This is a genomic window from Alicyclobacillus fructus (assembly GCF_017329605.1).
In the GTDB taxonomy this organism is placed as follows: Bacteria; Bacillota; Bacilli; order Alicyclobacillales; family Alicyclobacillaceae; genus Alicyclobacillus; species Alicyclobacillus fructus.
Genome location: NZ_JAFMTY010000003.1, coordinates 123910 through 137967, shown reverse-complemented (window position 1 = coordinate 137967; position 14058 = coordinate 123910). Strand labels below are relative to the sequence as shown.

At 62.3% G+C, this 14058-nt stretch carries 11 protein-coding genes; 1 reads left to right on the top strand and 10 read right to left on the bottom strand.

Translation table 11 applies throughout. The features are described 5' to 3' along the window. Window positions 1-50 precede the first annotated feature (50 nt). Together J3481_RS02450 and J3481_RS02445 are read right to left on the bottom strand one after the other, a co-directional pair. A complete protein-coding gene (locus tag J3481_RS02450; protein ID WP_206830554.1) occupies window positions 51-1316 on the bottom strand; it encodes an MFS transporter in 1266 nt (421 codons plus the stop codon). Between the two features lie 119 nt (window positions 1317-1435). Further along, on the bottom strand, window positions 1436-2479 hold the full coding sequence (locus J3481_RS02445; protein ID WP_206830555.1) for an NAD(P)-dependent alcohol dehydrogenase: 1044 nt from the start codon (window positions 2477-2479) through the stop codon (window positions 1436-1438). Between the two features lie 179 nt (window positions 2480-2658). On the opposite strand from J3481_RS02445, the gene J3481_RS02440 reads away from it, so the two are divergent. Further along, a complete protein-coding gene (locus J3481_RS02440; protein ID WP_206830556.1) occupies window positions 2659-3261 on the top strand; it encodes a TetR/AcrR family transcriptional regulator in 603 nt (200 codons plus the stop codon). A 61-nt stretch (window positions 3262-3322) separates the two neighbouring features. Here J3481_RS02440 and J3481_RS02435 read toward each other — a convergent pair whose 3' ends face one another. From J3481_RS02435 to J3481_RS02400, 8 genes are all read right to left on the bottom strand, one after another. Then, window positions 3323-4696, bottom strand: a complete 1374-nt coding sequence (locus J3481_RS02435; protein WP_206830557.1) for an aspartate aminotransferase family protein — start codon at window positions 4694-4696, stop codon at window positions 3323-3325. A gap of 28 nt (window positions 4697-4724) precedes the next feature. After that, on the bottom strand, window positions 4725-5612 hold the full coding sequence (locus J3481_RS02430) for a nitrilase-related carbon-nitrogen hydrolase (protein ID WP_206830558.1): 888 nt from the start codon (window positions 5610-5612) through the stop codon (window positions 4725-4727). Between the two features lie 18 nt (window positions 5613-5630). Next, a complete protein-coding gene (gene preA, locus J3481_RS02425; RefSeq protein ID WP_206830559.1) occupies window positions 5631-6875 on the bottom strand; it encodes an NAD-dependent dihydropyrimidine dehydrogenase subunit PreA in 1245 nt (414 codons plus the stop codon). Then, window positions 6863-8203: an FAD-dependent oxidoreductase gene (locus J3481_RS02420; protein ID WP_236011011.1), complete on the bottom strand. Its 1341-nt coding sequence runs from the start codon at window positions 8201-8203 to the stop codon at window positions 6863-6865. The genes preA and J3481_RS02420 overlap by 13 nt, the downstream gene beginning before the upstream one ends. A 23-nt stretch (window positions 8204-8226) precedes the next feature. Beyond that, on the bottom strand, window positions 8227-9666 hold the full coding sequence (gene hydA, locus J3481_RS02415; protein WP_206830560.1) for a dihydropyrimidinase: 1440 nt from the start codon (window positions 9664-9666) through the stop codon (window positions 8227-8229). Between the two features lie 16 nt (window positions 9667-9682). Continuing rightward, window positions 9683-11158, bottom strand: a complete 1476-nt coding sequence (locus J3481_RS02410; protein ID WP_328702026.1) for an NCS1 family nucleobase:cation symporter-1 — start codon at window positions 11156-11158, stop codon at window positions 9683-9685. Between the two features lie 179 nt (window positions 11159-11337). Beyond that, window positions 11338-12579, bottom strand: a complete 1242-nt coding sequence (locus J3481_RS02405) for a M20/M25/M40 family metallo-hydrolase (protein WP_206830561.1) — start codon at window positions 12577-12579, stop codon at window positions 11338-11340. After that, window positions 12563-13924: a 5'-deoxyadenosine deaminase gene (locus J3481_RS02400; RefSeq protein ID WP_206830562.1), complete on the bottom strand. Its 1362-nt coding sequence runs from the start codon at window positions 13922-13924 to the stop codon at window positions 12563-12565. The genes J3481_RS02405 and J3481_RS02400 overlap by 17 nt, the downstream gene beginning before the upstream one ends. Window positions 13925-14058 lie beyond the last annotated feature (134 nt).

Sequence of the window (14058 nt, the reverse complement as noted above, 5' to 3'; positions counted from 1 at the left end):
TGGAGTCGAGGGGCGCGCCAGCCCAAGCGGCGCGCTTCCCTCAGCTTCCCTCAGACCGTCTCCTGCGCGGGCACGGGCGCGGAGCGCTTCACGTCCCGGGCGAGGAGCACACCCGCCACGCCGACTGCGGTGAACAACGCCGGGAGACACAGGCCGACGTGAAAACCGAGGGCGCGATCGCCCGGAAACCGGTCGAGAACCGCGCCGAAGAGCGACGGCAGGAGCACGGCGCTCACAAACCCGCCCATGTTGGCGAAGCCCGACACCACGCCAACGCGCTCCACGGGAAACGTCTGGCGGACGATGGCAAACGTCAGCGAGCTGCCGCCGTTGCCAAAGCCGATGAGGACGAGCAGCGCGGACACGATGCCCAGCCAAGGGCGCATGCCGCTCGCAAACCAGACGAGCCAACTCAAAAAGGTGACGGCGTGGACCAGGGTATAGAGCCGCTTCACGTGGCCAAATCGGCTGGCGAGCCAGCTCGTCAGCGGCCCGCCCGCCATCGCGCCGAACAGCCCCAGCATCACCATGGCGCTCGCGGCCGATCTCGCCATGTGAAACACCTGCATGAAGTACGCCACAGCCCACGATCCCATGAAGCCGACATACGTGCCGACCAGGCCGAAATGGCACATCGCGAGCGCGTACGCCTGCCGAGACGTGAAGGTCTGCCGCAGGGCTTCGCGTACGCTGGTCGGGCGTACCGGCTCCCCGGCCCGCTGGATCTCGCCCTCAAACATGCGCTTCGGCCGCCGCACCAGCACCTCGTACAGCCCTCCGCTCAAGCACAGCAGGATGAGGCTCACCGCGACAAACAGGCTGCGCCATCCCCAGGCGTGGATCCAGAGCGCGTAAGGAACCGTCGCCGTGAGCGATCCGAGCCCCGCCGCGACGCCGATGATGCCGAGCAGCGCGACGAATTCCTGCGCACGAAACCACAGGTTGATGACGGCGACCAGATTGACGAAGATGGTCGCGTCCCCCACCCCGACGAGAAATCTGGCCACAAACAGCACCCAGGCGTGCGTCGCCACGCCCGTGAGCAACGTGCCCAGTGCATTCGTCAGCGTTCCGAAGATCAAGAATCGGTTCGGCCCAAACCGATCCGCCAAGAGGCCAACCGGCACCTGTAAGAGCGCGTAGGCCAAGAACTGCACGCTATCCATCAGGCCCAGCGCGCCCGCCGAAATGTGAAATTCGCTCATCCACGAATTGGTCACCAGGCCCGGCGCCGTCCGCTGGCTGACGATGAGGTAGTACGCCGCGAGCGCCGTGAAGAACACCACCCACCGATACGGGCTTTCCTGACGGGTCAATGTCGTCACTCCCCCGATAAACGAGAGAAAACGGAGGCAGATGAGGTTGCCTCCGTTCTCCGATCTTCCGAGGTCCATTGTATCGCGCAACAGGCCGGATCGGCCAGCCGCCGGCGACATCAATTGCGCATCGTGCTGATGTCAATCACGAATCGATACCGCACGTCCGACTTCAGCACCCGCTCCCATGCCGCGTCGATCTCGTCCGCCGAGATGACCTCGATCTCAGGCGTCACGCCGTGCTCGGCGCAGAAATCGAGCATCTCCTGCGTCTCGCGGATGCCGCCGATGCAGGAGCCCGCAAACGTGCGGCGCTGTGCGATGAGCGCAAACGCGTTCACCTCGAGCGGCTCCGGCGGCGCGCCGACGTTGACCAGGGCACCATCCGTCTTCAGAAGGCCCAGATACGCGGTGATAGGGATCTTGGCCGAGACCGTGTTGATGATGAGATCGAAGCGTCCGGCGAGCTGGCGGAACGTCTCAGGATCGCTCGTCGCATAGTAGGCTTTCGCGCCGAGGCGCAGGCCGTCCTCCTTTTTCCGCAGGGACTGGGAGAGCACGGTGACTTCGGCTCCCATGGCCTTCGCGAGCTTTACAGCCATGTGACCGAGCCCGCCCAGGCCGATCACGGCGACTTCCTTGCCAGGTCCCGCCTGCCAGTGGCGCAGTGGCGAGTACGTCGTGATGCCCGCGCACAGAAGCGGCGCCGCCTTGTCCAGAGGCAGCGCATCCGGGATGCGGAGGACGAAGTCCTCCTTCACCACGATGTGCGTGGAGTAGCCGCCCATGGTGTACTGCCCGTAGCGGTCGACACTGCCGTACGTCTGGATGTTGCCCTTCACGCAGTACTGCTCGTCGCCGCGCTTACAGTTCTCGCATTCGCCGCACGAGTCGACCATGCATCCCACGCCGACGCGATCGCCCGGCTTGAACTTGGTCACCTGGCTGCCGACCTTCGAGACGATGCCGGTGATCTCGTGCCCGGGCACGAATGGATACCGCACCTCGCCCCACTCGCCGCGGGCCGAGTGGATGTCGGAGTGGCAGATGCCGCAGTAGTGGATTTCAATCAGCACATCGTCGGGCTGAAGCTCCCGCCGCTCGATCTCGATGGCATGAAACGGGCTCTCCTTGCTCAACACGCCGCGAGCCTTGACCTGCATCCCTTCGACCTCCTCTGCCGATTCGAAACGGATGTGCAATAAGCTTCGTCCGTGTATGATTGTAGCGTAGACATCCTCCTTCGCCATGGACAGATGGAAGGCGAGTGCGCATTAGTACTCACGCTCACCGCGTTTGTTTCGTATCTCAACGGAGAGATGCACACCGAGGAGGGATTCGGTTGGACCGGCGCGTGCAGAAGTCGCGGCAGGCCATTCGGGATGCCTTTGTGGCTTTGATGAAGGAGAAGGATTTCGACCACATCACCGTGCAGGATATCACAGAGCGCGCAAACGTCAGTCGCAAGACCTTCTACCTGCACTTCCTCGGCAAATACGACCTGCTCGATCGCGTCATGGAAGACGCCATTCGCGACATGGACGAGTTCGGCCAATGCGTCTCCGAGCTCGATTGGGTCCCCGCCACGGAGCAGTGCTTTCAGTACCTGGCGGATCGATACGATTTCTTCGGCACCATGCTGACCCAGGCCGGCGCTCCCTACTTTCGCCGCCGCTACGTCGAGTCGTGCAAAGCCTCGTTTACGCGGGAGATCCGGCGCGTGGTGGGAAGGGATCCGCTGCCCGAGGAAGACGCCATTCTGCAGTTTGTCGTGAACGCCTACGTGGGCACGGTGGAATGGTGGCTGCAGGAGGGGATGCCGTATCCGCCTCGGGTGATGGCGGATCGGATTGGGCGAATGCTCGAATCGGTATACACCCAACTCCCATCCCTCGCCGAAAAGCCCGCGTCGCCGCGCGAAGCTTCTCACGTGCGTCCGGCCTAAACGCGCGGACACCCACGCCCGGGCGCGAGGCCAAGCGCGGGTGTCCAGATTGCGCAACGCCCTACGCGAGCGCCTGCAGCGCGTCGTGCAGGACGTCGACGATGTGCCGAATGTCCGCCTCCGACACGACAAACGGGGGGCAAAGCGTGATGACGTTGTTGCCGCCAGGCGTCGTGTCACCGGTCTTGCCGACGATCACGCCCCGCTTGCGGCATTCCGCGACGACTTGGGAGGCAAACGCGCCGGGCGCGGGCGCCTTCGTCTCGCGGTCCTCCACGAGCTCGATGCCCGCGAGAAGCCCGAAGGTCCGGATGTCGCCCACCGCCTGAATCCCGCGCAGGCGCTGGAGTTCCGCCGCGAGCACCTCCCCCAGGTGGCGGGCGCGATCCACGAAGCCTTCCGCTTCCATGATGTCGAGCGTCACAAGGGCCACCGCGCACGCGGCCGGATGGCCGCCGAACGTGTTCACGTGGCGAAGGTGCGCGTAGTCCTCGTCGCGGGCGAAGGCCTCGTCAAACAGGTCGGCCCGCACGGCTGTGGCCGCGAGCGGCAGGTAGCCGCTGGTGATGCCCTTGGCCATGGTCACGATGTCCGGCTGCACGCCGAACCGCTGGTGGCCAAACCGAGCCCCGGTGCGGCCAAAGCCGCAGATCACCTCGTCCACAATCATCAGCGCGCCATGCCGGTGGCATATCTCCTTCACTTTCTGCAGATATCCATCGGGCGGCACGAGCACGCCCCCGCCGGTGATGACGGGTTCCAAGATGACCGCCGCGATGGTATCGTCGAATTCCCAGCGCATGACGTCGTCGATGTGCGCCGCACACTCCAGCGCGCACGTCGACGGCGTGCGGCCAAACGGGCAGCGATAGCAGTCGGGCGGCGGCACGTGCACGAAGCCCGGCGCCAGCGGCTCATACCTGTATTTTCGCTCGAACTGCCCGGAAGCCGCGAGCGCGCCCATCGTGTTGCCGTGGTACGCGCGATAGCGCGAGAGGATCTTCCACCGATTCGGCTCGCCGCGCTGGGCGTGGTACTGCCGGGCGATCTTAAACGCGACCTCGTTCGCCTCCGAACCGCTGTTCGAGAAGAACACGCGGTACTCCGCGCCAAGCCAGTCGCTGAGCTTCTCGGCGAGTTGAATGGCCGGCAGATGCGTGTTCGTGAGAGGATAATACGGCATCGTGGTCAATTGCCGGTGCGCCGCCTCCGCCAGCCTCGGCTGGGAGTAACCAAGATTCACGCACCAGAGCCCGGACATCGCATCAAGGTAACGCCGCCCCTCTGCGTCCACGACCCAGGCGCCGTCCCCCTCCACGATGGCGAGCGGGTTCTGCGCCGCGGCGTACGTCACCATGCCGTGCCACACGAACCGCCTGTCCTTCTCCAGCCACGCCGGCGCGCCCGCGCCAAGCACCTCTTCTTCCACCGACATGGGCATCCCTCACTCGCAGAAATCCGCATCAGGTTGAGACCAGTGTACCATACGTCTCCGGCCTGCGATCTCGGTAGAATTGCCAGGTCTCTCGCACCTCACGTATCACCTCTCGATCCATATCCGCGATGACCACCTCGTCCTGATCCCGAGAAGCCATCCGCACGAAATTTCCCCGGGGGTCGACGAGGTACGACTGTCCATAAAACTCGCCCATGTTCCACGGCGCTTCCCAGCCCACCCGGTTGATGGCGCCCACATAGTACCCGTTTGCCACCGCGTGTGCAGGCTGTTCCAACTTCCACAGATACTCCGACAGCCCCGCGACCGTCGCGGATGGATTGAACACGATCTCGGCACCATGAAGGCCGAGAATGCGAGCTCCTTCCGGGAAGTGCCTGTCATAGCAGATGTACACGCCTACCTTCCCGTACCGCGTGTCGAAGACAGGGTAGCCTCCTGTGCCGGGCTTGAAGTAGTACTTTTCCCAAAATCCCGTCTCCGGCCTTTCCCCAGCCTGAACGTGCGGAATATGATGTTTCCTGTATTTACCTAAATAAGTCCCGTCCGCGTCGATCACGGCCGCTGTATTGTAGTAGACCCCGGGCATTGCTTCCTCATATAAGGGAACCACGAGGACCATCTCGTGCCGTTTGGCCACTTCCTGCATCCATTGAACCGTGGGCCCGCCTGGGACAGGTTCGGCCGCCCGATACCACTTCGACGACTGTTCAGCGCAGAAGTAGGGTGCAAAGAACAATTCCTGCAGGCATGCGATCTCGGCCCCTTCTGCCGCAGCCTCCTCGATCATCGCCACGTGCTTCTCCATGGCCGCCTTTTTGTGTTCCTCCACACTTCGAGCGCCAGGAAGCTCGTGTTTCGCTTGAATGAGCGCAATTCGGACGTACCTCGACACATGAGCCCCTCCTCGCTGTCATGGGTGTGCGGTGACGCTCGACACCTGACATTGCCCGACGAGTTCGGTCATTGGAATCATCTCAATGCACGCCACCGGACACACCGCTTCGCAGAGATTGCAGCCCACGCACCTATCCACCAACACGCTAGGCACGCGCGCCTCGGCATCTCCCGGTGCAATGGCTTGATGAGCCGAGTCCAGGCACGCGATGTAACACTTGTAGCAGCCGATGCATCGTTCAGCATCGATGGAAGCCACCACACGGTGGTCGAGATCGAGCGACCCAAACGGCACGTAGTTCGGCAGCGCCTTCCCCACGATATCGCGCACGCCGCCAACCCCACTCTCGTCCAGAAAGCGGTTCAGGCCGTCGACCAGATCTTCGATGATGCGAAAGCCGTGTTGCATCACCGCCGTGCACACCTGCACCGACGAGGCTCCCAGCAACAGGAACTCCACGGCGTCCTGCCAGGTGGCAATTCCGCCGATGCCCGAAATGGGCACGCAGACGGCGTCGTCCTTTGCGCACTCCGCCACCATGTACAACGCAATGGGCTTCACAGCGGGTCCGCAGTACCCACCGTGCGTTCCGAGACCTGCAACGGTAGGCCGGGGCACGTGCGCCTTCAGATCCACGCCAATGATGGAATTGATAGTGTTGATGAGGCTGATGGCGTCCGCTCCACCTGCCACTGCGGCCCTTGCAGATGCGCGAATGTCGGTCACATTCGGTGTCAGTTTGGCGATGACAGGCACCGTTGCAGCAGACTTGACCCACGCTGTCTGGCGTTGAATGAGGTCCGGGTGTTGCCCGACAGCTGCCCCCATCCCGCGCTCCACCATGCCGTGCGGACAGCCGAAGTTCAGCTCGATCCCGTCGACGCCCGCGTCCTCCACCTTGCGCACCGCTTCTTGCCACTGCTTCTTGTCCGGTTCAATCATCAGGGACGCCACGACAGCTCTATCGGGGAATCGGCGCTTGACTTGCCGAATTTCAGCCAGATTGTCTTCGAAGGGCCGATCCGAGATGAGCTCGATATTGTTGAAACCCACCATCCGCTTATCTGCAATGTGAAGCGCGCCGAATCGCGAAGACACATTGCGCACCGGCCGATCCGTGAGCGTCTTCCATACGGCCCCTCCCCATCCTGCTTCAAACGCGCGCTCCACCTGAAAGCCCGTATTGGTCGGAGGAGCGGACGCGAGCCAAAAAGGATTCGGGGAGCGGATGCCTGCTATCTCCACCGTCAAGTCGGCCATGCGGATCCCTCCGCCGCAACTCCATTTTCAACACGCCGCGACAGGGCGTCGTTCAGCATCGCGCGCGCAGCCCGTTTCCCTTGTTCAACGGCAACAACCACCGTCGCTTCTGCACCTTTCCCGCTCCACACGCAATCCCCAGCGGCATACACTTTGGGGCGACCCGTGCGCCCTTGTTCATCCACCGTGACGGCGCCGTCGCGGTGCGGGACTTGGAAGGCGTCGAGCAGATCCCATCGACGCGCTTGCCCAATGGCCACAATGACCTGATCGGCCGGCAATCGCTCCTCACGTTCCGCAAGTCGCCATGCACCGGACGGATCCGCCTCGGTCTGTCGACATCTGACTACCTGGACCGCGCCGTCGCCCACGAATCCTACGGGCATTAGCCGCCAGCGAAATTGCACACCTTCCGATTTCGCAAACGCATATTCGAAGCGATAGGCCATCATGTCTTGCTCCGAGCGCCGGTACACGATCGTCACGCGTTCCGCACCCAGCCGGCGCGCCGTGGTCGCAGCATCCATCGCGGTGTTTCCCGCTCCAATCACCACCACCTCGCGCCCCGCACGCGCGCGCCCCTCCTTGGCCATCCGCAGAAAGGTGAGGGCGTCCATCACGCCCTCAAGGTCCTCGCCCTCGATGCCCAAGCGCCTACCTGCGTCAAGCCCGCACGCGAGCAAAACACCGTCATACGAATCCAAAAGCTCTTCGGGCCGCACATGCGTCCCCACTTCTACCCCTCTTTCGAAGTGAACACCCAGCGAGAGAATCATCTCCGCTTCGGCAACCGCCACGTCCGCCGACAGCCGGAACGGCGGGATGCCGTACGTGTTGAGACCTCCCGGGGAGTGTTCACGCTCGTAGATGGTGATCTGTGCACCTGCGAGGGCGAGCTCCCTCGCGGCGGCCAATCCCGCCGGCCCCGCGCCAATAATGGCAAAGCGATGTGGAATGGGTTGAGACGGCGGATCATACAGCGCCACATCACGTTCGAGTACCGCATCCGTCGCGTACTGCTGCAGACGGCCGATTTCCACAGGTCGCGAGGATTTTCCCCAAACACAAGCGCCTTCGCACAGTTCGTCCGTTGGACACACCCGCGCGCAACTTGCACCGAGCGGATTCGCGTCGAAAATGGTCTTCGCCGCGCCCACCCGGTTGCCCGAAACAATCTTGCGAATGAACAATGGAATGTCGATCCCGGTCGGACAGGCCCGCACACAAGGCGGATCCTCGCAAAACAGGCACCGCGCGGCCTCCGCCATCGCTTCCACGTCGCTCATCGTCGGAGACAAGGGTACTTGAACGGTCTCTGCACCCGTCATCCGCGCCACCTCCATTCGCCCGTTCATGCGTCGACGAGTTCCGCCTGAAGAGTGCGCGACTCGAAAGGCGCTTTCTCCCCATACGCGGCGGAATACGGGCGACAGGGTACAAATTCCCCGTCGCGCAAGGAACCCACGTACGCCCCTTCTTGGACGATCACGTTTCCGCGGAGCAGGACCCATTGCGGCTTTCCCTGCACCACAAAGCCTTCATACGCGTTGTAATCGCTGTTTTGATGCTGCGTTTGCGCCGTGATCGTCGCGCTCCCGGACGGATCGTAGACGAGAAGGTCCGCGTCTGCGCCCACGGCGAGCGTCCCTTTCCGCGGGTACAAGCCCATCAACTTTGCGGGTTGAGTCGAGATGAGATCCACCATGCGAGACAAGGAGATCCGCCCTTGGCACACGCCGTAGGTGTAGATGAGCTGCACCCAGTTTTCAATTCCATTCAGTCCGTTTGGGATCTTGCGGAAGTCGTCTCTGCCCATGTGCTTCTGCTCGCGGAAATTGAACGAGCAGTGGTCCGTCCCGATGGTCTGCAGAACGCCTTCGGCCAAGGCCGTCCAGAGCGCCTCCTGGTGCGATGCATGGCGGAGAGGAGGCGAACACACGTACTTGGCACCCTCAAATCCAGGCAGCGCCAGATAGGATTCGTCGAGCAGCAGATACTGTGGGCAGGTCTCCCCATACACGCGCTGTCCACGGTGACGCGCCCGCCGAATCTCCTCCATGGGCTCACGCCCAGTCACGTGCACGATGAAGAGCGGTGCGTCGGCGAGTTTCGCGAGCGCAATGGCTCGCCGCGTCGCCTCGGCCTCCACTTCCAGCGGGCGACTTTCTGCGTGATATCGAGGCGCTCGCTTGTTGGCTTCATACAGAAGATCTTGCAGCAGCACGACCGCATCTCCGTTTTCTGCGTGCACCATGACGAGCGCACCGGCCTCGCGCGCGGCCAAGAGCGTCTGGAATAACGCCGTATCGTCCACCATCATCTCGCCCTTGTACGCCATGAACACCTTGACGGTTGTGACGCCGCGTTTCACTGCCTCGGGGATTTCGGCAATCACCTCCGGCCGAGGGTCCGTGATGGCAACGTGAAGGCCATAGTCAATGGCGGTGCGGCCATCGGCCTTGTTTCGCCATGTTTCAATGGCCTCCACTAGCGTGCCCCCACGCCGCTGAATGGCGAAGTCCACAATCGTTGTAGTGCCTCCGATAGCAGCCGCAATCGTTTCCGTGTCCCAATCCGCGCTCACCGTGCCGTTGAACGGCATCCCCATATGGGTGTGCTCGTCGATGGCGCCGGGCATGACGTACATGCCCGTCGCATCGATGACATGAGCTTCGCCCGAAGGCCTTACAACCCCCACCTGGCGAATGACTCCGTCCTCAATCCACACATCTCCTGCAAACACGTCCGACGCCGTCACAATCATCCCGCCGCGAACCCAAACTGCCGTCACGTCGCTCGCCTCCTGCCTACTCGATGTCCCCGACGAGCCAGTCGTCCTCGTGGCGCACCGGATCTTCACCCAATGTCATGAGCATCGCGTAACAGAGCCCTCCCACGAACAGCCCCAAGAACCAAGAGTAGTTGTACAATTCCGACAGCGAAGGCACCAGCAGCCCGATGAACGATGCCAAGAGCCCTGCCCCCAACGAAACCAAGGCCTTTGGGTTCCATCCAGCGCGGTAGCGAAAGCCGCCGTCAGCCGTGTAAAAAGCGTCGACTTCGTACCGCCGCTTTCGCACTAAGTAGAAGTCCGCCATCATGATGCCTGCAACGGGTCCCAGCCCTCCTCCTATCGCATTCAGCACGCTGAAAATGACACCGGCGTTGTCGTACCACGCCCAAGGCGCAAACAGAAATCCCACGACAATCGCAATGAGCCCTGCTCGCACGAAGTTGAGCCGCTTGGGGAACATGTTGACGAGATCGTAGGCAGGTGACACGAGATTGGCAGCGACATTGACCGACAACGTGGCGACAACCAGTGCGAGACAACCGAGCACCTGCACCACTGGACTGTGAAAATGGCCGATGAGTTGAACTGGGTCAATCACGGCCTTGCCGAACGCGATCAAGGTACCCGAGGTGATGACGATGCTCATGAACGAGAACAGGATGGCCGTGCCTGGAAGACCCACGGCTTGCCCGACCACCTGGTCTTTTTGAGAACGTGCAAAGCGCGTGAAATCCGGGATATTCAGCACGAGCGTGCTCCACGAGCCGATGAGCCCCGTCACGGTGAGCCCGAATACACTCCAAAACTTCGCGCCGTGCAGTCGAGACGGCTCCGAGAACGCCGGTCCGAACCCGTGGGCGACGGACAACGCCCAGCCGACGAGTCCGAGCCCCAGGACAATGACGAGTGGCCCAGCCCAGAGTTCGAAGTGGCGAACCCGTTCAATGCCATGCGACACAATCCAGGCGTGTAACAGCCAAAATGCGAGCACCGCAATCAGCATGTTCAAGCCCATGCCGATGACGTGATGGGCGCCGAGGCGATTCCAACCGGGGATGAGCGCGCCGAGAACGGTGGACAGAGCCTCGCTGCCGGCGTACGCCTGAATCGAAAACCAGAAGATGGCCACGAACGCCCGGAAAAACACTGGGATTTGGGCACCTCGATGCCCGAACGCGGCCCGAGCGAGCACAGGAAAAGGCAGCCCATATTTGGTTCCCGCAACGCTGTTCAGGCACATCGCGAGGATGAGGATAGCGTTGGCCACCACCACAGTGAAGATGGCTTGCGAAACGCTCATGCCAAGCCCCAAGAGGCTCGCGGCCGTTTCGTACGAGACGATGTTGTGCACCATGCCCATCCACACGGTGGTGAAGTTGACCCAACTCCATGTCTTTTTCTCGGGGGAAACGGGGGCCAAGTCCTCGTTGTATAGCGACGGATCATACGGCTGTGTGAACGACGTCACGCTTTCGACCGGTTGCGCCACGGATTCTCTCCCCTTTCGAAATCGAGAATGTGATCTTGCTTCGAATCTTAGTGAGAGAACCGAACATGAGCAACCAGATATGTAATGTTATCTTACTTAAACCGCGTTTTCGTGCGATGTTTCCGAAGCGATTCATCGACCTTTGTGCGCCATTCACAAGCAAAATGTCATTATATCTATCATTCCCATGCAACACCCAGAAGATCTGCCAGCGTTCCTGCCACAACACGCGTGGCGATGGCGAGATCGCGCAGGCTTACGCGCTCGTCCGCACGATGTCCGCGCGCATCCGCGAGGTGGCGCGGCCCCGCGCCGTACATGATGACCGGAACGCCGAAGGATGCGAAATGCCGCGCGTCCGTGTACAGCGGCACCGCCTCTGCCGGAAGATATTCGCCGACGACAGCGAGGGCATTTCGTTCAAGCGCTTCGTGAAGTGGAGTGCCAAGGGCAAGGGGGCGCAAGCTTTCGGCGCGCAACAGCTGCGTCACCTCACAGCGGACCTCCGGGAACGGACGAACGCTCTCCGCGATGACAGCTCGCAGCTCTGCCTCGACGAGATCCAGATCCTCTTCGGGAATGACACGGCGATCCAGCCGGATCACGCACACGTCTGGCACGACGTTGGTGTGGATGCCGGCGTGGCAGGTGCCCACCACCAGCGTGGGCCGTTCAATGCCCGGCACGCGCGAACGAAGGGTGCCGATCTCGTCCCGATACCGATACAGACGGGTCAACAAGGCGTTCCCCGCCTCCAGCGCATCCGCGCCGAGATGGGGCATGGCCGCATGGGCGGATCGCCCCGTGAGCCGGACTTCCATGTGCAAACAGCCGTTGTGCGCCACGCCCAGGGTGTACGTGGAACCCGCGCACAGGGCGTAATCGGGCGCAATCGCGCCCCGCTCCAACAGCCGGCGAGGGCCGAGGTGACCACCAGTCTCCTCGTCCATGTTGAAGACCAGCGCGACTCGCCCGCGTCCCGCCGCGCCTAGGCGTTTCACCGCGAGCGCCGCAAACGTGTAGACGGCGATGTCGGATTTGGATACGGCCGCCCCGCGCCCGTAGAGATAGCCGCTGTCGATCACGCCGCCATAGGGCGGGTACGTCCAGCCGAGGCCCGGAGGCACCACGTCGCCATGCGCGTTCAGGACCACATCAGGCCCTCCGTCCCCGAACGACAGCCTGGCGATGACACTGCCGGCGGCCACCTGCCCATAACGAGCAGCCTCTTCTCCTTCGACGAGATCGACCTCTACGGATTCGATGCCGAGCCGCTCCAAGGACACCTTCAACATCTCCAGCATGGATCGTGCGTCGCCAGGCGGATTGTCCGTCGGCGTTTGCACCAGGGACTGAAGAAACGCCACCTCCTCGCTCATCGCGTCGTCGACCAGCCGCCACAGATCAGGCTTGCACGGCATGGCTCGGCACCCCCGTTTCGCCAAAGGCCCGCCGCATCACCCGCTTGGCGGATCGGTCGGCTCGCTTCAGAACGTCGCCGTGATCGAGCGTCAGAACCACTCCGCCCTCCATCACGATCCGCCCGTGAATGATGCTCATGACCACGTTGTCGCGCGTCGCCGAGTAGACCACGCGACTCACGGGATCCACACCGACGGAGGGATAGGTGTGAAAGTCGCGGAGATCCAACAGAATGATGTCCGCAAGCTTGCCGGGCTCGAGGCTTCCAATCTCATTCTCAAGCCCCGCCACGTGCGCACCCCCCACGGTTGCCATGCGCAGAACGTCGCGCGCCGACAGCGCCAGTGCTCCGCGCGTCACCTTCTGCAACATGGCGGCATACCGCATCTCGTGGAACATGTCCAGGTTGTTATTGCAGGGCGCTCCATCGGCACCCAGGCCCGTTTTGCAGCCCATCGACAAGAGGGCGGGAACATCGGCGATTCCAGAAGCCAGTTTGCAATTGGACCCGGGACAATGGGCGACGCGCACGCCGCGGCGCGCCAAGATTTGGCGCTCACGCTCATCCAGCCAGATGCAGTGAGCCAGGATGAGCCGTTCGTTCGCCAGACCCAAGTGGTCCAGATAGGCCACGTTGCGCATGCCTCGGCTGGCCTCGACGAGCGCGATCTCGTCCCGATTTTCGGCCGCGTGCGTGTGGACGTCGACCTGGTACTTGAGGGACAAATCGCGGACCGCCGTGAGCAATGGCTCTGAGCACGACAACACGAAACGCGGGCAGAACGCGTACCGAATGCGCGACTCGTCTCGGCCGTGCCACGCCTCAAGCAGGCGCACACTCTCCTCCAGCGAAGCCTCCGTCGTCTCCTGCAGCCCGGGTGGCACGCCTTCTCCGTCATCCATCATGACCTTGCCAGAGACGGCACGGATGCCCGTCTCTCGAATGGCGTGAAAAGCAGCCTCCGTGTGGTGCACCGTCTCCATGTCCACGATGGTCGTGGTCCCGCTCCGAATCAATTCGCCGATTCCGAGCATGGCGGAGTCATAGACCGACTCCTCGTCGTGCGCCGCTTCGAGCGGCCAAATTCTCGTTCTGAGCCAATCCAAGAGTTCCAGGTCATCCGCCATGCCGCGGAACAAGGTCTGACAAAGGTGAACGTGCGTCTGGACAAATCCCGGCATGGCGACGAGCCCCTTGGCCGAGATGACGCGATCGACATCGCCCGGGTGTCCCACATCGCCCACAGCAGCGATCCGCGAGCCATCGATGAGCAAGTCTCCGTGGACGATCTCGTCGCGTGCATTCATCGTGATGATCTGCGCGTCGTGAATCAAAATCCGCATGGCCGACCTCCTGCGCGCCGATGGCGCAAACCGATTTCCATCGAGGATAGCAGATGGTCAGCATCATGCGTGAGATATATTGACCAAAATGAAGATTGACGTTTTTGGAAGCTCCATTGTGTGAGATGTATTGA

Coding starts and splice junctions, on each gene's coding strand:
- J3481_RS02420 (WP_236011011.1), bottom strand. CDS start 8,203: ATGACGGGTGCAGAGACCGTTCAAGTACCCTTGTCTCCGACGATGAGC.
- J3481_RS02435 (WP_206830557.1), bottom strand. CDS start 4,696: ATGTCGGTGGAAGAAGAGGTGCTTGGCGCGGGCGCGCCGGCGTGGCTG.
- J3481_RS02400 (WP_206830562.1), bottom strand. CDS start 13,924: ATGCGGATTTTGATTCACGACGCGCAGATCATCACGATGAATGCACGC.
- preA (WP_206830559.1), bottom strand. CDS start 6,875: ATGGCCGACTTGACGGTGGAGATAGCAGGCATCCGCTCCCCGAATCCT.
- J3481_RS02445 (WP_206830555.1), bottom strand. CDS start 2,479: ATGCAGGTCAAGGCTCGCGGCGTGTTGAGCAAGGAGAGCCCGTTTCAT.
- J3481_RS02405 (WP_206830561.1), bottom strand. CDS start 12,579: ATGCCGTGCAAGCCTGATCTGTGGCGGCTGGTCGACGACGCGATGAGC.